Source organism: Faecalibacterium sp. An192, from assembly GCF_002160175.1.
Taxonomy (GTDB): Bacteria; Bacillota; Clostridia; order Oscillospirales; family Ruminococcaceae; genus Faecalibacterium.
In genome coordinates this window covers 16,666-37,805 of record NZ_NFKB01000021.1, presented here as the reverse complement: position 1 = coordinate 37,805, position 21,140 = coordinate 16,666, and the positions used below count along the sequence as shown (strand labels likewise).

The following is a 21,140-nucleotide window of genomic DNA, read 5'->3' as shown; positions in this document are numbered from 1 at the left end:
CGCCACGACCTCCACCCGGAGCGAGCGCCCGAAAGGGATGACACAGCGCCCTCAGAGATGAAGGGTTGCCTGCCAGAAGCGATGAGGGAGACCGGCAAACTTTATCCGCCCGGGCACACGGCAAGGCACCGTGTGCCCTCACCCTATCAAGATTGCGAGGTGCAAGTGAATCTTTTTCAAACTGTCAAAGCCGCCGTCACCGTGAAGCAGGCCGCGGCCTTATACGGCCTGCCAGTCACACCGAATGGCATGGTCTGCTGCCCCTTCCATGAGGACCACACGCCCAGCATGAAGCTGAACGACGCCTGTTATTACTGCTTCGGCTGCGGAGCCACCGGCGATGTCATCGACCTCACCGCCCGCATATTCGACCTTAGCAGCCTACAGGCTGCCCGGAAACTGGTTCAGGATTTTGACCTCAGCCCGGACAAGCCCCCATCCGGCGCGGTTGCACTGCCCAAGCCACCTATCGCCCCCTCGAACGCCCAGCAAGAGGATATTGCCTACTGTCTCCGGGTCCTCCATGACTACCATGGCACTCTGACCAAATGGCGAACAGAGTTTGCTCCCCGCTCACCGGAGGAAGCGCTGGACGAGCGCTTTGTGGAAGCCCTGCACATGCTGGATGTCGTAGATGACCTCATGGATCGTCTGGCTTTTGGGCCGACCTCTCAGAAGGTGACCACTGCCAAGCGCTTGCTAGATGGTCAGCTGCTGCCCAGAATGGAAGCCCGTTTGGATACCCTCAAAGCAAAGGAGACCGCATGAAAAACAACACCTACCAGCCCAGCTCCAACGACCCAGTTTGGTTGGAAGAAGGGCACCGGATCAACGAAGCGGTTTTCTGTGAGACCTTCATGTCTATGCACAAAATTGTTTTCTGCAACGGCTTTTTCTTTACCGAATACGGTCGTGTCACCGACGAGATGCCCCTGCGCAGCATGATTTATGAGGAGCTGCGGGACCATGCCAGCAACAACGTAGCCCGCAAGGTGGGCAATATCCTGGACCTGCTCAAACTCTCCGCCCAGGTAGATGACTTCCCGCCAGTCACCAACTGTATCCACCTGGCCAATGGGACCCTGAATCTGAACGGCAGCTTTCAGGAGGGCAAGCCAGAAGTGGTCCGCAACCGGCTTCCCGTTCGGTATGACCCCGCAGCGGCCCAGCCTGCCCACTGGCTGCGGTTCCTGTCCGACCTGCTCTACCCGGAGGATATTCCCACGGTTCAGGAGTTTATCGGTTATTGCCTCATTCCCAGCAACAAGGGCCAGCGGATGATGGTCATCAAGGGCCGGGGCGGCGAAGGCAAAAGCCAGATCGGCGTGGTGTTGTCCAGGCTGTTCGGCACCAATATGAAAGACGGCAGCATCGGCAAAATATCAGAGAACCGCTTTGCCCGGGCCGATCTCGAGCACATTCTGCTCTGCGTGGATGACGATATGCGCATCGAAGCCCTGCGGCAGACAAACTACGTCAAATCCATTGTCACCGCCCAGGGCCAGATGGATCTGGAACGCAAGGGTAAGCAGAGCTACCAGGGCTGGATGTATGCCCGGCTGTTGGCGTTCAGCAATGGAGACCTACAGGCTCTCTATGACCGCAGCGACGGTTTCTACCGGCGGCAGCTAGTCCTGACCACCAGGGACAAGCCCGCTGACCGGGTGGACGATCCTGATATCGCCGAGAAGATGGCTACTGAGGCCGAAGGGATTTTCCTGTGGGCCTTTGAGGGGTTGCAGCGCCTGGTCAGGAACAGCTTTAAGTTCACCGAAAGCGACCGCGCCCGGCGCAACCGGGAGCTTGTCAAACGGGACAATAACAACTTATTTGACTTCATGGAGGCGGAGGACTATATCCGTCTCAAAGCGGACGCCTGTATCAGCTCCAAGGACCTCTACACCATTTATAAGATGTGGTGCGAGGAGAACAATCTGGTTCCACTGAAAGCCCGAAGTTTCAGCGATAACCTGATCGCCAATCTGAAAAAGTACAACCTGGAGCACACCAACAATATTGTCAACTCGGCAGGCCGCCGTGTATGGGGCTACCTGGGAATTGAAGCCCTGGTCCGGCCGGAGATGCCTACCTCTTCCTGGGGATAAAACTGTATATGGGAGAACTTGGCCTTTTTGCTATGTACGTATGTACGAGGCCAGTACAGACGCATCCGGCATAAGGCTCCAGAGAGTGTAACCGTTTGTTACTCCCTTGAAGTGGCTGTGACCAAATTGGTCACTACCAGAATCTCTTGATTTGACGCTCGAGTTCTGATTCACGAAATTGAAGTGGCTGTTCCCATTTTGGGAACAGCCAAAATCATGTATATGGGAGCACTTCGCCTTTTTGCTATGTACGTATGTACGAAGTCTGTACACGCACGTACATAGCGAAAATCCTAAAACACGCCATATACGCAAATCCTTTATAAGGCTAAAGTGGTAGTGGGCATTTTGTCCACTACCACACTGAGTTGATCAAATTTTCACGGTGGCAACTCGGCTTTAGTGGCAGTGGATCTTTTCGGAAGTGCATCTGCTTTGGTCCAATCCTTGTAATCAAGTGGTCAATTTGACCACTTGATCTTGCACAATAGAAGTTCGAGTTGATGTAAAAGAATCAACGGACAGATTTTGTCCGTTGATTTTCTGGAATGCCGAGATGTTCACCTTTCACCGCTATGTACGCACTAACCCCCCCGTACGCACGTACATAGCGAAAAGCCCAAAACGTGCTATATACGCAATCCTTTATGACACTGAAGTGGCCTGGGTCAAAATGACCCAGGCCACTCCTCTCCGATCAAGTTCCCATTTTGAGAACTTGATTTGAGATGGAACACCTTCTATCCCCTTATATAAATCAGTTGGTCATTTTGACCAACTGATAAAAGAGGATGTATCAATAATCAAGTGGTCAAAATGAACACTTGATTTTAGTTTGGTTGGTGCTGGACATTTTGTCCAGCACCACTTTTGTAATCGAAGCTCATCCATCCAAAAGAAAGGAGTTTGTACTATGCCCGTCACCAATATGATTGAATTGCCAAAAAGGAGGGCCGTCCTTGAGCCAACCACAATATGCCATCATGCGCTTCGCCAAGTACAAGGGGCCGGAGATATCCAACATCGAAGCCCACAACGAGCGTACTAAAGAAAAGTACGCCAGCAACCCTGATATTGACCGCTCCCGCAGCAAGTACAACTTCCACCTGATCGAGCCAACCGGCAGGTATAGGGCAGAGGCCGAGAATCAAATCCAGGCTGCCGGATGCCGTACCCGAACAGACAGCGTCCGGGTGGTGGAGGTTCTGTTCACCGCTACGCCGGAGTTTTTCAAAGGCAAGAAGCTGCCCGAAGTCCGGCGCTACTTTGAAGAAGTGCTCTGCTTCTTCGAGCAATACCAATCCAGAGAAACGATCATCTCCGCCGTGGTGCATATGGACGAGAAAACGCCCCATATGCACCTTTCTTTTGTTCCGCTGACCGCAGACGGCCGCCTGAGTGCCAAGGAGATCGTGGGCAACAAAAAGAAGCTGACCTGGTGGCAGGACAAGTTCTGGGAACACGTGGTCCAAAAATACCCCGACCTGGAGCGCGGCGAGAGCGCAAGCCAGACGGGACGCGACCACATCCCACCCCGCATTTTCAAGGAGATGACCCGCCTCAACAAGCAGCGCCAGAAGTTGGAGGAACTGCTTACCGGCATCGGGCCTCTTAATAGCAAAAAGCGGGCCGCCGAAATCTCCAAACTGCTGGACGGTTATATCCCGGCTGTGGAGAAGATGCACACTCAGCTCAAGAAGTACAACGTAGCCTTCACCGAGACGGCCACAGAGAACAAGCAACTGAAAAAGAAGGCCGCCGAGTTGGAGCAATCTCTGGAAGCTGCCACCAAAACCAGCGTCCTCAAGGAGCTGCGGGACGCACAGCTCCGGCGCGATTATGAGGATGCTCTGGCATTGCTGGAACGGATACCGAAAGAGGTTTTGGACGAATTCAGGAGGCCCAAAGCCGCCCAGCGTACTGCCGAACTTTGAACCATGAAAAGGAGAATGCCAATGAAGAAAAATAACAACACACCCACAAATTTCACCTCAGAAACCTTGCAAAACACCCCCGAAACCGGTACAATGGAATCAGTCACCCAAAACAATGCCGTCAAGTCTCCGAACTCTGACCTGAAACAGCCCGAACGGAAAGCCTGTGTCTACACGGTGGAGGAGGTGGCGCAGATGCTGGCCATCAGCCTGCGCTCTGCCTATAACCTGTGCAACAGCACCACCGAGTTCCGTGTCTTACGGGTAGGCGGAAGCATCCGCGTCCCCAAGCACAGTTTTCACGCCTGGCTGTTCCGGGCAGCCTGACAAGGAGGCAGTTATGGCATATATCACAAAACGAGGCGGCTCTTATGGCGTCCGCTACACCTACCAGGACGAGCACGGCAAAAGCTGCGACAAATGGGAAAGTTTCTCCACCAAAGAGGAGGCGATGAACCGCAAAAAGCAGGTCGAGCACGAGCTGGCCAGCGGCACCTTCCTGATCCCTTCAACGGTAACGGTCGGTGAGTTCCTGATGGACTGGCTGCCCAAACAGTGCAGCAAGCATAAGTGGGCACCCAAGACTTATCAGTCCAATCTGTCCACCATCCAAAACCTTATTGTTCCCTATATCGGAAACATGGAGATGCAGAAGCTCAAGCCTTATCACTTGGAGAACCTGTACAGCACTCTGAGCAAGACGCCTTGCGGCCAGTATATCGAAGGCAAAAAGCAGAAGCTGACCCCCAAACAAAAGCAGCGGCTGCTTTCCGGTACCACCATCCATGAGGTCCACCGATTGCTGCACACCGCATTCCTCTATGCGGTGGAGTGGGGCATTCTACTGAAAAGCCCCGTCCCTCTGGAAGGCCCCAAAAAGACTACCCAGGAGCGGAGCATCTGGAGCGTTGAGGAAATGCGGGCGGCCCTCGCCAGCATGGAGGATCCTATCCTTCATCTGGCGGTCCACCTGACTCTGGTTGGCGCACTGCGGGAAGGCGAAGTAGCAGGGCTTACCCCGGAAGACATCGACTTTGACGCTGCCGGCGGGGTCGGTACCTTTTCGGTCAACAAGTCGATGCAGCGGGTACAGAAAGAATCTCTAAGCCAAGTAGGCGACAGTTGTGTGTTAAAAGCATTTGAGGACAAGCGAGAGGGCAGCAAGACCCTTCTGATTCTAAAAAGCACCAAAACAGATGCTTCTCGCCGGATCATCTTCCTGACCACCGCCCTTCGGGAGGAACTGAAATGCTGGCTGGAACAGTTAAAGGCCGACGAGGCCCGTGCACCAGAACGCTACCACGACAGCGGAATGCTTCTCCGCCTGCCCAACGGTCAGGCCGTGGAGCCGGTCCTCATCCGCAAAAAGTTCCTCAAGTGGCAGGACGCGCACCCGGAATTTCCCCGCATCGTTTTTCATGGGCTGCGGCATTCCAGTGCCACCTACCAGCTGATGATCTCAGGCGGCGATGTGAAAGCCGTACAAGGCACGACGGGCCACGCCAGTGCAGATATGCTGGTCAATACCTATGCCCATATCCAACAGACTTCCCGCAAAGAGCTGGGGCAAAAGTTCGAGGAGAGCTTTTACAAGGAAACCGGTAAGCCCGCTCAACCGTCTGAGATAGCCGGTGAGGCCGCCATCTCCATGTCCGCCTTGCTCGATCTGTTGAATAACGCCGATCCTGCGGTGAAGGCACAGCTTCGCCTGGCCCTCATGACCTGATGCAAATTCGGGCACAAACTGCAAAGGAATTCCACAGGATATAAAATCCTCCTGCGAAAAGCCTGACCGTGCAGAAACCGTGCACCGACCGTGCACTCCCCGCCTTTGAGCGGGTACATAAAAAGAAAAAGCGTCAAATCTTACGATTCAACGCTTTCTCTTTGGTGCGCTCGTGGGAACTCGAATCCCAGGCCCTCTGATTAAAAGTCAGATGCTCTACCGACTGAGCTACGAGCGCATATTTTGGGGCAGAAAAACTGCACAGTGCTATACTGCCCGACTATTCTACCACAGCTGAAGCCAAATTGCAAGACCTGACGCAAAAAAGTCCGCCGGCGCGGCAGGAAGTTCCTCTTTACAAAGGAAAACAAAATAGTTACAATGGGAGATATACAGCGTGCCCGGTTTTGCACGTTCCTGTGCGCCAGGACACCGGGCGGAGCCCCGTCCCCCACACCACTGTAAAGGAGCGATAGATTTATGAAGATCACTCGCCGTCTGCTGCTGCGCTGCTCGGCAGTTTTTGCCGGCTGCCTGGTTTTTACCGGCGCCAGCACCAAGGGCAGCTTCATGGATTGGCTGCAAAAGGTGTTCGGCAAGGAGGAAGCCGCTTCCTCCAGCGCCGCCTCCTCTGCCGCCTCCTCCCAGCCTGCTGCCAGCAGCGCCCCGGCGCTGCCCCCCTACGATGCCGACCCCCTCACCGGTGAGGCCAAGACCGGCAACGGCCGGATCATCGGCGTCATGGTCAACAACATCTGCAACAGCGCCCGCCAGAACGCCCGGCCCCACCGTGGCCTGTCGTCGGCCTCCATCCTCATCGAGTCCAAGGTGGAGGGCAACATCAGCCGCCTGTGCGCCCTTTATAACAATGTAGACGCCATTCCCGAGGTGGGTCCCCTGCGCTCGGGCCGGGACCAGTTCCTCCAGCTGATTATGCCCTGGCAGGGCCTGTATTACCACGACGGCGAGAGTGTGTTCTGCACCCAGTACATCAGCCAGTGGAATTATTCCGGCCTGAACATCGGCGGCAAGAGCTACTTCAACACCCCCACCCATCCCCATGTGGCCCACCGGGACAGCCGGGGCGGCGTGGTGGCCTATGAGCACACCGAGTTCACCTCGGGGCCCGAGATCCGTCAGGCCACCCAAAACGCATCCATCGGCCTGACCTACAACTACGACACCACCTTCTTCCCCTTCACCGACTACCGCACCGGCGAGATCGAACTACTGGAGGGTTATGAGGCCGCCCGGTCGGTCACCGTCCGCCATTCGGCCAACTATCAGTCCGCCTTCAGCTACAGCAGCCCCGACAAGGTCTACCGGATGCAGATGTACAGCGCCCGCACCGGCCAGTTTGAGGCCGCTGTGGACGAATTGAACGGCCAGCAGCTGGCCTTTGAAAACCTGGTGGTCTGCTTTGCCCCCATCGCCGCCTATCCCGGCGACTCGGGCGACGTCCAGCAGGTCCAGTACATCGCCGGCGGCGAAGCCTACCTCTTTACCCGCGGCCGGGTGCGGGTCTGCCAGTGGTCCAAGCTGGCCCCCGACCTGCCTCTGGAACTGACCGACAACGGCCAGCCGGTGTCCCTGAACCGCGGCCGCACCTATCTGGCCATCGTGGACGAGGACGAGCAGGGTTACTTCACCTTCAACGCCTGATTTTGGAAGGATTTTCGCCATGAAGAAACACACTCTGGCATGGGCGGCCCTCTGTTTTTCAGTGCTGATGCTGACCGGCTGCGCCCTGTTTGCCCAGCAGAGCCGCTCTGCCGCGGAGGAGGATACCCTTGCCCTGGACCCTCTCACCGGCGAGGCTGCCCGCTGGCCGGGCCAGCGGCCGGCCGCCGTCTTTATTGACAACGGCCCGGAGGCCAGCCGTCAATGGGGTATCGGGGAGGCGTCGGTGGTCTTTGAGGCCCTCACCGAGGGGGAAAACGCCACCAGTCTCTGTCTGGTCTACCCTTCCCTGGAGGCGGTTCCCAAGACGGGGCCGGTGGCCCAGGGGCGGGACCTCTATCTCCAGCTTCTGGCCTGCCAGCAGGTAATCCCCATTCAGCGCGGCGCCACCGTCTACGCGGCCAATTTCGAGGATTATTACGAGGTTCTCCCTCTGGACGCTCTGTCCCTGGGGATCAAGGGCTTCACCTATGAGGGGGTCTGGGGCCAGCCCGACCAGATCAGCTGGACCACCAGCGGCGCCGACCTGCTGCCTCTGGCCGACAGCGCCGGGGTTTCCCTCCATGTACAGCCCAAGACCGACCCGCTGTCCGCCGACAGCGACGCTTCCGGCGGAGAATCCACCGCCAAGCTGCCCCCGCTCCTTCCCTTCGGCGAGACCGCCAACGGCAAGGAAGGCGCTTCCTCGGTGGAACTGGTCTTTTCTCCCTCCAGCTCCACCCACTTCACCTACGACGAGGGCACCGGCCAGTACCTGATGGCCCGGTCGGACGGGTCCCCTCAGACCGACGCCAACACCAGCACCCAGGCGGGTTTTGACAACCTGCTGATTCTCTACAGCGCCCCCTCCCTGCGGGACGACGGCTATTGCTGGGGATACGATCTGACCATGGGCGCCGGGGTATACCTGAACGGCGGATCGGTATGGAGCATCCTCTGGATGCCCGGGGTGGACTCCACCCTCGCCATCTACAATTCGGACGGCACCGCCCTGAACATCCATCCCGGCACCAGCTACATCGCCCTTATGGGCAGCGTGGCCGGCCAGGAAGTCATCCTGCGGGACAGCCAGGGCACCGAGATGACCGCCAACTGATCCCCCTTCTGCATCAGCAAATCAAACAACGCCGCCCTCTGCCGGACAGGCAGGGAGCGGCGCTTTCTTTTGACGGTGCAGGAGCGCAGGGCGCTCCCTTTGGCCCGGTTTTACCGGTAGGATTCGTTTTCCTCGGTCTCGGCCTGGCCCCGCAGGGTGTCGGCGTAGCCGTAGGGCACGATATCGATGGCCTCCACCATCCGGTCCCGCATCCACAGCTGGACGTCGGTCTGGACGGTATAGCCGCAGCCGGGGTCGGCCATCCACTGTTCGGGGCGGCGGCTGGGCAGGGCGTGCTGGGACAGCATGCTGACGATGACGCCGCCATGGGTGACGCAGGCGGCCTCGGTGACGTCCATCCGGATCATATACTCAAACAGTTTCAGGAGGGACTCGCCGCACCGCCGGTGGAAATCCGCCGTGGGCTCGGCCCCCTCGGGGGTGAAGCCGGAGCCGGGGGTGATCCAGCGGGAGAAATCCGGGTCCTTCACCAGCTCTTTCACCGGGCGGTTCTCAAACACGCCGAAATGAGCCTCCCGCAGGTCGTGGACGGTGAACTGATGGGCCGCCTCCGGGAAAAGGATGTTCGCCGTCTCGACCGCCCGCAGCATCGGGGAGGAAAAGACGGTATCCACCTCCGGGTAAGTAAACCGCGCCTGCAGCTCGGCCAGCTGGGCCCGGCCCTCGTCGCACAGGGGCAGGTCGGTCCCGCCGCCGATGTACCGACCCTCCAGATTGCCGGCGGTCAGGCCGTGGCGGATCAGATGCAGCTTAAAGGTCTTCATGCAAACAACGCACCTCTTTCGTACCAGAGCCCCGCGCTCCAAAAAAATTTTGCGCCCGCGGCGCGCCGCAGACACAAGATAGGCGGGGAATATGGTTAAGTGTATCATATATCTGGTGGCAGGGCAAGTCTTTTGACAAAAACGACGAAAAATCACGCAAAACATCGGCGATTTTTTCCTTTACAAGTCGTTTTCCCTTGTGTATAATCAACATGTTGTTGAAAGAAAGGTAAAAAGGGCTTTTTTCGTCGGCTATGCGGAAACCATCAAAGCCCGGGAGGATCATTCATGGAATTCAACCGTATCATCAAGCTGCTGCGCACCGAGCGGGGCATCACCCAGAAACAGGCCGCGGAGGATCTGCATATTTCCCAGGCCCTTTTGTCCCACTATGAAAAAGGCATCCGGGAATGCGGCTTGGACTTTGTGGTCCGGGTTGCGGACTACTATGGGGTGTCCTGCGACTATCTGCTGGGCCGCAGCGCAGACCGCACCGGCGCCGTCCTGACGGCCGACGACATCCCCAACCCCGACAAGATGAAGGACAGCGTCTACCACGGCAGCGTTCTGCCCACCATGAACAAAAAGCTGATTTCCAACAGCCTGAACGTCCTCTACGCCAAGGTGGGCCAGTGCCACAACAAGGCCCTGGTCACCGAGATCAGCACCTACCTGATGATGTCGGTGTACAAGATGTTCCGTCTGCTGTACACCAGCGGCCCCCACAACTCGGCCAGCATGTTCAGCATCAGCGAGGGCCAGTGGAACGGCTATTCGGACGCCGTGATGCGGATGGCCGAGGCCAACGTCAACGTCCTGCTGTCGGGCGGCAGCATCAAGAACGGCGAGGGCCTGGACGACACCGAGCCCCTGGCCATGACCACCGAGAGCCTGACCCGGGAGTTCCCCCTCTATGCTTCCAGCCTGCTGAACCTGATCAAGACCAGCGAGACCCGCATCCGCGGCCTCACCCCGCCGGACGAGAACAAGTAATCCTAAAAAACACCAGCGCCCCCGCGTCAGTTAAAACGCGGGGGCGCTTTTTTGCGTCAAGCCGGCAGATTGTTCTCGATAAAGGCGCCGATGTCCTCAAAGACTTCCTGGCGGTTCAGCTCCACCAGCAGCTCATGCCGGGCCCCGGGATAGAGTTTGACCTCCACCGACCGGACCCCCGCGTCCCGGAGGCTCTGGGCCGCCTTGCGGACGCCGCGGCCCTTGTCTCCCACCGGGTCATCGTCTCCCGCCACAAACAGCAGGGGCAGGTCTTTGGGCACCTGGGCCAGCAGCTTTTTGTCGCACAGGCGGGCCAGGCCGGTGAACAGGCTGTGATAGCCGTTGAGGGTGAAGCGGAAGCTGCACCGCTCCTCGGCCAGGTAGCGGTCCACCTCGGCCTGGTCCCGGTTGAGCCAGTCTTTGGAGGTGCGGGCCGGCTCAAAGCTGCGGTTGTAGCTGCCAAAGGCCATGCCGTCCACCAGTTTGCTGCGGTAATGCCAGCCCTTGAAAGCCGCCATCAGGCGGCACAGGGCCCGGCCCGCCAGGACCACCATCCGGGGCTGCCAGCCGGTGCCCATCAGGATGGCGCCGGTCAGTTCCTCCCCGTGTTCGCAGAGGTACTGACGGGCGTAAAAGGAGCCCATGCTGTGGCCCATCAAAAACCATGGCAGTCCCTCCAGCTGGGGCAGAGCTTTGGCCCACCGGGTGACTCCATAGATATCGTCCAGCAGCAGACGGTTGCCGTCCGGCTCGCCGAAATAGCCGTATTCCTCCGGCGACGCCGCCGAGCCACCGTGGCCCAGGTGGTCGTGGCCCACCGACGCAATCCCCCGCCGGGCCAGCCAGCGGGCCAACTCCTCATACCGGCCGATGTACTCCACCATGCCGTGGGTCATCTGCAGCACCGCCCGGGGCCTGCCCTCGGGCAGGCAGACCATGACGTTGAGGCGGGCGCCGGGGCGGACCGAGGGAATCTTATAATACTGCACGCCGCTCACGGCTCCACACTCCCTTCCCCGACCATTTGCCCGGGCTGCAGGGAGGCAATCTTTGCGCAGCAGGCCGGGCAGATGCAGCAGCCTTCAAACACCACTGCGTGATCGTCCACCGCACCGCAGAAGGCGCAGGCCTTGGGCGGGATGTATTTGCGCATGACAATAGCACCGTTTTCCGCAAAGATCTCCACTTTGCTGTCGCCGGTCAGACCCATGGCGGTGCGCAGCTCCTTGGGCAAGACCACACGGCCCAGATTATCGATCCCGCGGACGATCCCGGTGCTCTTTTTTTTCTTCATGTCGTTCTCCTTTTTGCGCGATCATTCGCGACCTATCCCTTCAGAAAGGGACCGGGCGCCGACGCGGCGCAAACACCGGTTCTTTCCTGTTTTTTCCAGTATACAGGAAGGAACAGCATTCGTCAAGAATTCCGTCTTTGTTCGACAAGAAATACTTTCGGGCGGGGCGCTTCGCCGCCCCTTATGGAGAAAAAGAGCGAACCAAAGCGTTTTTCACCGCACAAAACCGCATCCCCTGCCGCAAAAGCGCAAAACGGCCCGCGCCGCGCCAAAACAGGGCGCAAACGCGGGCCGAAACGGGTTTCTTTCTGTCGGATTGGCTCACAGCTGGAGCAGGCCAACCTTGCGGTAGACCTTCTGGATCATGCGGTCGGCGATGCGGGAAGCTGCCGCTGCGCCCTCCTTCAGGACGCCGTCCACATAGGCCTTGTCGGCCAGGATGCGGGCGTATTCGCCCTGGATGGGGGCCAGGCCGTCGGCCACTGCCGCGCCCACGGCCTCCTTAAAGACGCCGTAGCCCTGGCCGTCAAACTCCCGCTCCACTTCCTCGATGCTCTTGCCGGTGAAGATGTGGTAAATGGCGATCAGGTTGGAGACGCCGGGCTTGTTGGCGGGGTCGTACCGCACCACGCCGTCCGAGTCGGTCACTGCACGCTTGAACTTGCGGGTGATGGTATCCCGGTCGTCGGTCAGCAGGATGAAGGCGTTGACGTTGGTGTCGCTCTTGCTCATCTTGTGGGTGGGATCGGCCAGGGACATGATCTTGGCGCCCTCCTTGGTCACATAGCCCTCGGGCAGGGTGAAGGTGGGGCTGTAGGCGTTGTTGAACCGCTGGGCCACGTTGCGGGCCAGCTCCAGGTGCTGGGTCTGGTCCTGTCCCACCGGCACCAGGTCAGCGTTGTAGATCAGGATATCGGCGGCCATCAGGGCCGGATAGGTGAACAGGCCGCCGTTGACGTTGTCGGGGTGCTTGGCGCTCTTGTCCTTGAACTGGGTCATGCGGCTCAGCTCGCCGAACTGGGCATTGCAGCAGAGAATCCAGTTCAGCTGGGTGTGGGCCGGAACATGGCTCTGGACAAAGAGGATGCTCTGGGCCGGGTCGATGCCGGCGGCCAGCAGCATGGCGGCCGCCTCGCGGGTGTTGCGGCGGAGGGCCGCGGGGTCCTGGCGGACGGTCAGGGCGTGGAGGTCAGCCACCATATACAGGCAGTTGAACTGATCCTGAAGCTTGGCCCAGTTGCGGACTGCCCCGATATAATTGCCCAGGGTAAAGGTGCCGGTGGGCTGGATGCCCGACAAAATAACGCGTTTGCGCTCGCTCTGCTCGCTCATAAGAAAGCCTCCTGCAAATCAACTGTAAGGGAAATCTGCCCGGCGGACCGTCCCGGGGACCCGGGGCCGGGGTATTCCGGCCAACAAAAAAGTCCCTGACAAAGCCCGGCCTGCCGGTCTTGTCAAGGACGAATCAACATTGGATCCGCGGTGCCACCTTGCTTTGCGGCCCACTGGCCGCACCCTCTGACGGGATGCCAACACATCCCCGGCGCTGACGTGCGCCCTGCCGTCGCGGGATACCCAGGTCCTGCGCCCTTCCCCCGCGCCCTCGGCGGCCCATAGCGGCGCGCATCGGCCCGCCTGCTTTTCAGCTGCCGCAGGCTCTCTGATGGGAATGCTGTCGCCGCATCTTCCGCTTCATCGGTTTGTACATTAGACTATAGCACGTTTGCCATGCCCTGTCAAGGGCCCGCCGCCGACAGTATATTAACCTGAATTTTTTCCTAAAATTTGTGAATTTTGTGTATTGTGTGCAAAAGTTTTTCCCGCTAAAATAGGGATATGTAAGACAGGTCTGCAGGCTGCCCCAGGGGCCGGCCCTGCGCAAAAAACAGACAGGAGGGGTTTCAAACATGATGAATCTGGTCAAGCTGCCCACCAAGAACAAGCGGATGTTCCTGCGCGTCGCCAAAGGGCACTTCGCCACCAGCCACAGCCACATCAACTACTACATTGATGTGACCATGCAAAAGACCCGCCTGTCCGAGGCCGCCGAGGCCGCCCGGGAGCTGGTCCATATGTACAAGACCACCACCATCGTGGACACGGTTCTGTGTCTGGACGGCACCCAGGTCATCGGCACCTGTCTGGCCAACGAGCTGACCAAAGACGGTTTCCGCAACATGAACGCCCATCAGACCGTCTACATCATCACCCCCGAGTATACCACCGGCAGCCAGATCATCCTGCGGGACAACATCATCCCCATGGTGCGCGGCAAGCACGTGCTGATTCTGGCCGCCTCCCTCACCACCGGCTACACCGCCAAGGCCGCCATGGAAGCGGTGGAATATTACGGCGGCCAGGTGGCGGGCCTGTCGGCCATCTTTGCCACCACCCATGAGTTCATGGGCATGCAGGTCAACTCCATCTTTGACCCCAACAACCTGCCCGACTACACCAGCTATGAGTCCCGCGACTGCCCCATGTGCAAGGCGGGCCAGCCCATTGACGCGCTGGTGAACAGCTTCGGCTATTCGTCCCTGTAATATTGCCCTTACCTGGACCGCGGACTGCTTTCCCCTCTCAGCAGCCGCGGTCTTTTTGTGTCCCGGGGCAAAAAGATTTCCCGGCAGACATCCGCCCTGGGGCGCAGGTCTGCTGGGAAACGGTATGGCTGCCTCCGGCCCGCTCACCGGCCGGAGAAGTTGTTTCGATGAAAAAGTTAAGGGTTACTTGCTGGCGGTGTTCATTTCTACCACGATCAGGTAATACACGGCATCGTTGGGCATGGTGACTTTCCGCCCACTGACCGCATAGGTGACGTTCCCAATGTTGAAGAAGGGGTTGTCACTCCACTGCTTGAGGCCCTCGTCCACCCCCAGAATGACGGCTGCCGCCGCCTTTTCGGGGCTGTCCAGGGTGCCCAGTTCCTCAATTTTGGCGATATCTACCGACAGGCCCACCTGAGAGGCAATGGCCGAGGCTGCACTGCTGGCGCTGACGCCAGCCTCCAGCTCCTTGTCCGAAACCACAAAGGCGGTGCCGTACTTGGTGCTGTCCTCGCGGTAGCCCCGCTCGGCGGCAATGAAGCCCAACAGCGTGTTGGCATCCCGCACGCCGCGGCTCAGCATATAGTCTGCCGTCGCCTCCACGGCCTCATTCAGGTCGTCCAGAGTCTTGGCCTTGGCCTCGCTGTCCACCTTCCGCAGGGCACTGTTGACCTGGGAAACCGTCATTGCGCTTCGGTTGCTGGCCGTGCCGCCTCCGCCGCATCCAGTCAGCATACCAACTGCCATCACAGCCGACAGCGCCAGGGCCATCCATTTCTTTGCTTTCATCATCCTTACACCTCATTTCCGGAGCATCCCGCGCTCCCGGTTTCATTTGCGGATTTTCAGGCGAAAAACCCCCGGCTGGGCCGGGGGCGACTGCATCGTTGCATCAGACTTTAGGAAGCCATCTTGATCTGTGCGGCAAAAACCCAATATACCGTGCCGTCCGGTGCAGTTGCTTTTGTGCCGCTCACATTGTAAGTCATACGAATGTGGTTATCAGTGATATCCGACAACAGGCCCAGGGTGCCATCCACTGCCAGAACCAGAGTCGCTGCATATTTTTCAGGGGTGTTGATGGGTGCCATAGCCGTCACTTTGCTGCTATTTGCCCCAATGTAAGAAGCCAAGCCGCCAGCGCCTGTATTGGTTTTCAGCTGATTTTCCTCGACCACCGAGGTCAGACCAAAGGTCACACGGGGACCAATAATGCCCAATCCGCCCAGGATCTGATCCAAAATGCTGCTGGCAATGCTCTGTGCTGTCCAGCCCATGGAATTGCGGACACTACGGTCAAACGAACTAATCGAACCGGTGGAAACAATTTCACGCGCCGCATTGCGCACCGCATTATTCAGGGTGCTGTCGCTGCTCACGGTGATATCACTGCCCACATCTTCCAGCAGATTGTTTACCTGGCTGGTGCTCACCGAGCCGCTGACACCGCCGCCGCCTCCGCAGCCGGCCAGCACACTGACGGCCATCACCGCGGCCAGAGCCAGCGCTACAAACTTTTTCATCTTCATACTTGTTACACCTCGTTTCATTCTGTCGGAATCTTGTAAAACAGTCTTTCAAACAGGCAGGGCAGCCTGTCACGAACCCTTGGTCATCACAAACAACAGCATTTCTTCCCCGTCCCGGGTGGTAAACGAGGCTACAGCCGCCGCATAGGCATCGCCGTGGCCCTCTTTATACAGCTGCTGGGCAAAAGACGCCGCCGTCTGTTCGTGGCGGTTGGGGTTTCCCCAGGGGCTGTTGGGCCAATAAGAGCTGTCATACACGCTGCAGATCAGGGGAGGCGTTCCGATTTCCCGCGCAATCTGGCTGCGGACGGCAGCGGGCTCCGGGTCAGGCCGCTGGGCGCCCTCCAGGTTCTGGGCCGCCTGTTCCACCGCCTGATTCAGGGCGTCCTGTTCGGTCACGGTGATGTTCAGCCCATCCTTCTGCAGAATATCCTGAATCACATCCTTGTTCAGATGGATGAGCCCGCTTTGGGCTCCCAGTCCGCACCCGCTCAGCAGGCAAACCGCCAGAACCGCCGTCAAAAGCAGCAAAAGCCATCGTCTGTGTCTCATAGCAGCGTTCCTTTCTGTTGACAGGAGGAAAAATCGCCTTCCCGAACCATTGGAAAAGATTCCCTCCATTGGTTTAAACGTACCATATTCAAGTTATATTGTCAACAACTTTACTTCGCTATCAACAAAAATACAACCAAATTAAAAAAACAAAGCCCCCGGCGGACAAGCCGCCGGGGGTATATAGCAAGGGTCCGTAATAAGCATTTCAGGGGCCGCCGGTGCGGAACGCCGCAGGCGGACGGGCCCGGAGCGGAACCATTCTGCGCAGACTGTGCATCTTGCCTCGGTTCGCTCCAGTTATGCGGACATCATATCACATTTTTCACAGATTGTCAACGATTTCAGACCATTTTGTCCGTCCGGTGCGCACTGCTTTTTGTGACCGGCGATCAGCCGCGGTCCGCCCTGCTGCCCCGGATGTAAGGGTCATGCCAATAGCTCCAAACCAGCTGCGCGCACATAAAGCACCAGATCACCGGCTCGCAGAGGATCACGGCATTGTAGCCGAACCGGGGGATGAAGTAGAGCATGAACAGAATCTTGCCCACCAGCTCGATGCCGCTGGAAATCAGGGGCAGGATCTTCTGGCCCAGGCTCTGCAGGGCATAGCGGGTGGCCAGCAGGACACCCAGCACCGAATAGAAGGGCGCAGTCCACCGCAGGTAGCGGGCGCCGTTTTCCAGGACCACCGACTCGCTGGAGCCCGAAATCAGACCCACCAGGTTCCCGGCCCACAGCCACATCAGGACGGTCATGACCACGGCGGTGCCCAGGCCAAACAGCCAGATCTGCCGCATTCCCTTGCGGATGCGGTCGGCCTTGTCGGCGCCCCGGTTCTGGGAGACGAAGGTGGAACCGGCGTTGGCCATGGCGATGACCGGCATATCGGTGATGGTAAACAGCTTGCGGGCGGCGGTATGGCCGGCAATCACCAGGGTTCCCAGGCCATTGATGCCGTATTGCAGGATCACCGAGCCCGCCGACACAATGCTGCTCATCAGGCCCATGGACAGGCCCTGGGTCACCAGTTCCCGGTAGAGGCCCTTTTCAATGGAGAAGTGTTCCCGGCCGGGGACTAGGTGTTTGGCCCACTTGTAGATGTAGACGAAGCAGAGCACCACCGACACGGCCTGTGCCAGAACGGTGGCCAGGGCCGCGCCCCGGACCCCCATTCCCAGCCCGGCCACAAACCAGTAGTCCAGAGCCACGTTGAGGCAGGAGGAGAAAATCAGGAACACCAGAGGCATCACGCTGTTGCCCACCGCCCGCAGCAGGGCGGCGCACAGGTTGTACATGAACATGACCACCACATACTGGGCGATGGGGCGGATGTAACTGTAGGCCTCCTCGATGATCTCGGCCGGGGTGTCCAGCGCCACCAGCAGAGGGTGCAGGAACAGCAGGCCCACCAGGGTGATGAGGGCCGAGGACACCAGGCCAATGACCAGCGAACCGGCCACCGTCTTTTTCACCTTGTTGTAGTCCTCTGCGCCGTAGGCCCGGGCGGTGACGATGGCCAGGCCGTTGCCGATGCCCAGGCCAAAGCCCACCAGAAGCTCATAAATCGACCCGCAGGCGCCCACCGCCGCCAGGGAAGTATCTCCCAGGATGTTGCCCACGATCATGGTGTCGGCGGCGTTGTACAGCTGCTGGAACAGGTTGGAAATAAAAATGGGAATGGCGAACACCAGCAGATTGCGGAAGATGGGCCCGTGAATCAGATCCACCCGCCGGCCTTTGGATCGCCCCAGAGTTTGTGTTGTATCCATTGCGCCTCCTGTTTGTTTGTGCAGACATCAAGACACGGCTCCCGCATAGGCGGAAGCCGCGTTTTGTTGTCTGTTGAATTGGATCAAATTTCCTCGGTTTCAAAGCCGGCGCCGGTCAGAACCTGCACGCTGGTGAAACCTGCCGCCTTGATCTGGCGGGCGGCCTCCTCATAGCCGTAGGTCAGGCCGTCCACCGAGTGGGCGTCGGCGGTGATGATGACCTTGCCGCCCATCCGGTTCCACTCCTTGAGCATCCACTCGCTGGGGTAGAAATCATCCCGGTAGCCGCGGAAGACGCCGCCGGTGTTCACTTCCAGCACACAGCCGGCCGAACGGGCTGCCTCCAGGGCGCCCAGAGCGGCGGCGCGGTAGCGGTCGCAGTTCTCGTCGAAGAATTCGCCGTCCCGGTTCAGCTTCTTGATCAGGTCGATGTGGCCCAGAATGTCGGGCTTCTGGGCGGCCACTTCGGCCACCGAGCGGAAATAGGCCTCGGTGGCGGCCAGGCCGTCCCCGCCGAAGTCTGCATCAATGCAGGCCTGCAGGTCCTGCTTGCGGAAATCGATCTCATAGTAGCGGTCGGTGTTGGCCCCGTGGAGATAATGCACGCTGCCGATCCAGTAGTCGTACCCGATGCGCTTGTCGTCCGAGAACTGGTCCCACTCCAGACCGCAGAGGATATCCACCTTGCCCTTGTACTCTGCCTTCAGCTTTGCGATGGTGGCCTTGTACTGGGCCGTGCGGCGGGGGCTCATGCAATATTCCCGGTCGCAGGGGGTATGGCTGTGCCCCGTGAAGCCCAGCGTTGTCAGGCCCTGCGCGCAGGCGGCGGAGGCCATCTCCTGCAGGGTATTTTTTCCGTCGCACAGCGTCGAGTGGCAGTGGACGCTGGATTTCATGAAGTTTGCCATAGCCTTGCTCACTGCATCCTTTCCTGTTTGACCTTATGGTCAATGACGTGTCGTTTTTCCAGCTCACGGGTGATGTCCTCCACCGTGATGCCGGCCTGTACCATCAGCACCAGAACATGATAGGCAAGGTCGCTGATCTCATAGACCGTCTCAGCCTTGTCTTCCTTTTCTCCGGCGATGATGACCTCGGTGCACTCTTCGCCCACCTTTTTGAGGATTTTTTCTTTGCCCTTTTCAAACAGGTAGGTGGTATAACTGCCCTCCTGGGGGTGGGTCTTGCGGCCCTTGATCAACTGATACAGCCCCTGCCAGCTGAACTGCTTGAGCTCATCGCTGACATAGACCGGGTTGAAAAAGCAGCTCTCGGCGCCGGTATGGCAGGCCGGGCCGCTCTTGACCACTTCCACCACCAGAGCGTCGGCGTCGCAGTCGGCGGTGATGGATACCACCCGCTGCACATTGCCGCTGGTTTCCCCCTTCCGCCAGATCTCCTGGCGGCTGCGGCTCCAGAACACCGTCCGCCCCTCCGCAATGGTCAGCGCGAGGGTTTCTGCATTCATGTATGCCAGGGTCAGCACCTCTTTGGTGTAGTGATCCTGCACGATGGCCGGGATCAGGCCCTGGCTGTCAAATTTCAGTTCCATACTCTCTCCTGCCCGTAAATGGGACATTAACAGTTTATCGTATTCCGGCCCGATATGCAAGGGGTCAGAGGCGCATTTCCACACCATTTTTTGCAAGATATTCTTTCAGCTCCCGGATGGTGAGCAGTTTCTGGTGGAAAATTCCGGCCGCCAGGCCGGCGTCGATCCCCTTGTGGCGGAACAGTTCCAAAAAATCTTCCTTTTTTCCCGCGCCCCCCGAGGCGATGATGGGCACGTTCACCCGGGCGCTGACAGCGTCCAGCATTTCCAGGTCAAAGCCGCCCCGCACCCCGTCGGTGTCGATGCTGTTGAGGCAGATCTCCCCTGCGCCGTTGGCAGCGCACTCGGCGATCCACTCCAGAGCATCCCGGCCGGTATCCTCCCGGCCGCCCTTGGCAAAGACCCGGAACTGTCCGTCCACCCGCTTGACGTCGGCGGACAGCACCACGCACTGGCTGCCGTACCGCTGCGCCGCCGCCGGGATGAGGCCGGGGTCCTTCAGGGCCCCCGAGTTCACCGACACCTTGTCGGCGCCGCATTTCAGCACCCGGTCAAAGTCCTCCAGGGTGTTGATGCCGCCCCCCACCGTCAGGGGAATGAAAATCTCGCTGGCCACCCGGGTCAGAATATCGGTAAAGAGGGCCCGGCCCTCAAAGCTGGCGGTGATGTCGTAAAACACCAGCTCGTCGGCTCCGGCGGCGTTGTACATCCGGGCCATCTCCACCGGGTCGGCCACATCCCGTATCCCCTCAAAGTTGACCCCCTTCACCACCCGTCCGTTGCGCACGTCCAGGCAGGGAATGATCCGCTTGGTAATCATAGGCGTTTATCCTTTCTTTTCGCACCGGCGGACGCAGGCGGCCAGGTCCAGCGCCCCGGCATAGAGGCTTTTGCCCAGAATGGCCGCCGCCGTTCCCATCTGGTCCAAAGCTTCCAGCTCTTCCATCCGACTGATGCCGCCGCTGGCGGTCACCGCCAGGCCGGGCAGGGTCTGGCGCAGACGCCGGTACAGGTCCAGGTTGGTCCCCTGCATGGCGCCGTCCCGGGCGATGTCGGTGCAGATGACGGCGGTGCAGCCCGCCTCATACAGCCGGCGGCAGAAGTCCAGGCCGTCCACGTCGCTGACTTCCTTCCAGCCGTGGATGGCCACCCGTCCGTCCTTCATATCCACCCCCACCGCCAGCCGGTCCCCATAGGTCTGGAGCATCCGGGCGGTGAAATCGAAATCGGTGACGGCCACGCTGCCCAGAATGCAGCGGCCCACCCCCAGTTCCAGATACTGTTCAATCCGTTCCTGGATGCGGATGCCGCCCCCCACCTCGATGTAGAGGCCGCCCTGCTGCGCAATGGCCCGGATGGCCTCAAAATTCACCGGGGCGCCGTCCTTGGCGCCGTCCAGATCCACCAGGTGGAGGCAGCTGGCCCCCGCCTGACGGAATGCCTCGGCCTGGGCGCAGGGGTCGGCCCCGTAAACCGTCATGCGGTCGTAGTCCCCCTGGGTCAGGCGGACCACCTGGCCGCCCCGCAGGTCAATGGCCGGAAAAATCTTCATGGTGTCCCCTCCTTTGTGGCTGCC

Annotated in this window: 21 protein-coding genes and 1 tRNA gene; 9 read left to right on the top strand and 13 right to left on the bottom strand. The window is 59.2% G+C overall.

Annotated elements, in window-relative coordinates:
• The first annotated feature begins 165 nt into the window (after positions 1–165).
• From B5F27_RS08145 to B5F27_RS08125, 5 genes are all read left to right on the top strand, one after another.
• On the top strand, positions 166–768 hold the full coding sequence (locus B5F27_RS08145) for a CHC2 zinc finger domain-containing protein (protein ID WP_087366341.1): 603 nt from the start codon (positions 166–168) through the stop codon (positions 766–768).
• Complete coding sequence (locus B5F27_RS08140) at positions 765–2,105, top strand: phage/plasmid primase, P4 family (protein WP_087366307.1); 1,341 nt, start codon at positions 765–767, stop codon at positions 2,103–2,105. Before B5F27_RS08145 ends, B5F27_RS08140 begins: the two co-directional genes overlap by 4 nt.
• Positions 2,106–3,088: 983 nt before the next feature.
• Complete coding sequence (mobV, locus tag B5F27_RS08135) at positions 3,089–4,039, top strand: MobV family relaxase (protein ID WP_164474873.1); 951 nt, start codon at positions 3,089–3,091, stop codon at positions 4,037–4,039.
• 15 nt (positions 4,040–4,054) lie between these two features.
• Positions 4,055–4,366 carry a helix-turn-helix domain-containing protein gene (locus B5F27_RS08130; protein WP_087366304.1) on the top strand — a complete coding sequence of 104 codons (312 nt, stop codon included), beginning with the start codon at positions 4,055–4,057 and terminating at the stop codon, positions 4,364–4,366.
• Between the two features lie 13 nt (positions 4,367–4,379).
• Positions 4,380–5,765 carry a site-specific integrase gene (locus B5F27_RS08125; protein WP_087366301.1) on the top strand — a complete coding sequence of 462 codons (1,386 nt, stop codon included), beginning with the start codon at positions 4,380–4,382 and terminating at the stop codon, positions 5,763–5,765.
• 162 nt (positions 5,766–5,927) lie between these two features.
• Here the strand turns inward: B5F27_RS08125 and B5F27_RS08120 are convergent.
• Positions 5,928–6,003, bottom strand: a tRNA-Lys gene (locus B5F27_RS08120).
• A gap of 242 nt (positions 6,004–6,245) precedes the next feature.
• Here B5F27_RS08120 and B5F27_RS08115 point away from each other — a divergent pair.
• Positions 6,246–7,427 (top strand): DUF3048 domain-containing protein, encoded by a 1,182-nt coding sequence (locus B5F27_RS08115; protein ID WP_087366297.1) that lies wholly within the window; start codon positions 6,246–6,248, stop codon positions 7,425–7,427.
• A gap of 19 nt (positions 7,428–7,446) precedes the next feature.
• Positions 7,447–8,541 carry a DUF3048 domain-containing protein gene (locus tag B5F27_RS08110; RefSeq protein WP_087366294.1) on the top strand — a complete coding sequence of 365 codons (1,095 nt, stop codon included), beginning with the start codon at positions 7,447–7,449 and terminating at the stop codon, positions 8,539–8,541.
• Positions 8,542–8,651: 110 nt separating this feature from the next.
• On the opposite strand, the gene B5F27_RS08105 is transcribed toward B5F27_RS08110, so the two are convergent.
• Positions 8,652–9,326, bottom strand: coding sequence for a histidine phosphatase family protein (locus B5F27_RS08105; RefSeq protein WP_087366292.1), 675 nt, complete (start codon positions 9,324–9,326; stop codon positions 8,652–8,654).
• A gap of 288 nt (positions 9,327–9,614) precedes the next feature.
• Here B5F27_RS08105 and B5F27_RS08100 point away from each other — a divergent pair, with 288 nt between their 5' ends.
• A complete protein-coding gene (locus B5F27_RS08100) occupies positions 9,615–10,319 on the top strand; it encodes a helix-turn-helix transcriptional regulator (RefSeq protein WP_087366287.1) in 705 nt (234 codons plus the stop codon).
• Between the two features lie 56 nt (positions 10,320–10,375).
• On the opposite strand, the gene B5F27_RS08095 is transcribed toward B5F27_RS08100, so the two are convergent.
• The 3 genes from B5F27_RS08095 to trpS form a co-directional block, all read right to left on the bottom strand.
• On the bottom strand, positions 10,376–11,317 hold the full coding sequence (locus tag B5F27_RS08095) for an alpha/beta fold hydrolase (protein WP_087366284.1): 942 nt from the start codon (positions 11,315–11,317) through the stop codon (positions 10,376–10,378).
• Positions 11,314–11,613, bottom strand: a complete 300-nt coding sequence (locus tag B5F27_RS08090; protein WP_087248447.1) for an AbrB/MazE/SpoVT family DNA-binding domain-containing protein — start codon at positions 11,611–11,613, stop codon at positions 11,314–11,316. The genes B5F27_RS08095 and B5F27_RS08090 overlap by 4 nt, the downstream gene beginning before the upstream one ends.
• Before the next feature lie 321 nt (positions 11,614–11,934).
• Complete coding sequence (trpS, locus tag B5F27_RS08085; RefSeq protein ID WP_087366281.1) at positions 11,935–12,945, bottom strand: tryptophan--tRNA ligase; 1,011 nt, start codon at positions 12,943–12,945, stop codon at positions 11,935–11,937.
• Between the two features lie 575 nt (positions 12,946–13,520).
• On the opposite strand from trpS, the gene B5F27_RS08080 reads away from it, so the two are divergent.
• On the top strand, positions 13,521–14,156 hold the full coding sequence (locus B5F27_RS08080) for a phosphoribosyltransferase (RefSeq protein WP_087248451.1): 636 nt from the start codon (positions 13,521–13,523) through the stop codon (positions 14,154–14,156).
• A gap of 183 nt (positions 14,157–14,339) precedes the next feature.
• Here the strand turns inward: B5F27_RS08080 and B5F27_RS08075 are convergent, their stop codons facing one another.
• From B5F27_RS08075 to hisA, 8 genes are all read right to left on the bottom strand, one after another.
• The gene (locus tag B5F27_RS08075) at positions 14,340–14,951 is read right to left on the bottom strand and encodes a hypothetical protein (RefSeq protein ID WP_087366277.1); all 612 of its coding nucleotides are present in this window, start codon (positions 14,949–14,951) and stop codon (positions 14,340–14,342) included.
• Between the two features lie 107 nt (positions 14,952–15,058).
• The gene (locus B5F27_RS08070) at positions 15,059–15,688 is read right to left on the bottom strand and encodes a hypothetical protein (protein WP_087366275.1); all 630 of its coding nucleotides are present in this window, start codon (positions 15,686–15,688) and stop codon (positions 15,059–15,061) included.
• 69 nt (positions 15,689–15,757) lie between these two features.
• Positions 15,758–16,240: a hypothetical protein gene (locus tag B5F27_RS08065; protein ID WP_144066500.1), complete on the bottom strand. Its 483-nt coding sequence runs from the start codon at positions 16,238–16,240 to the stop codon at positions 15,758–15,760.
• A gap of 392 nt (positions 16,241–16,632) precedes the next feature.
• Positions 16,633–18,012: an MATE family efflux transporter gene (locus B5F27_RS08060; RefSeq protein WP_087366270.1), complete on the bottom strand. Its 1,380-nt coding sequence runs from the start codon at positions 18,010–18,012 to the stop codon at positions 16,633–16,635.
• Between the two features lie 83 nt (positions 18,013–18,095).
• A complete protein-coding gene (locus B5F27_RS08055; protein WP_087366337.1) occupies positions 18,096–18,920 on the bottom strand; it encodes a histidinol-phosphatase in 825 nt (274 codons plus the stop codon).
• A gap of 8 nt (positions 18,921–18,928) precedes the next feature.
• Entirely contained in the window at positions 18,929–19,564 is a 636-nt protein-coding gene (gene hisIE / locus B5F27_RS08050; protein WP_087248461.1) for a bifunctional phosphoribosyl-AMP cyclohydrolase/phosphoribosyl-ATP diphosphatase HisIE, read from the bottom strand.
• 64 nt (positions 19,565–19,628) lie between these two features.
• On the bottom strand, positions 19,629–20,384 hold the full coding sequence (gene hisF, locus B5F27_RS08045) for an imidazole glycerol phosphate synthase subunit HisF (RefSeq protein ID WP_087366268.1): 756 nt from the start codon (positions 20,382–20,384) through the stop codon (positions 19,629–19,631).
• 6 nt (positions 20,385–20,390) lie between these two features.
• Positions 20,391–21,116: a 1-(5-phosphoribosyl)-5-[(5-phosphoribosylamino)methylideneamino]imidazole-4-carboxamide isomerase gene (gene hisA / locus B5F27_RS08040; RefSeq protein ID WP_087366265.1), complete on the bottom strand. Its 726-nt coding sequence runs from the start codon at positions 21,114–21,116 to the stop codon at positions 20,391–20,393.
• Positions 21,117–21,140 lie beyond the last annotated feature (24 nt).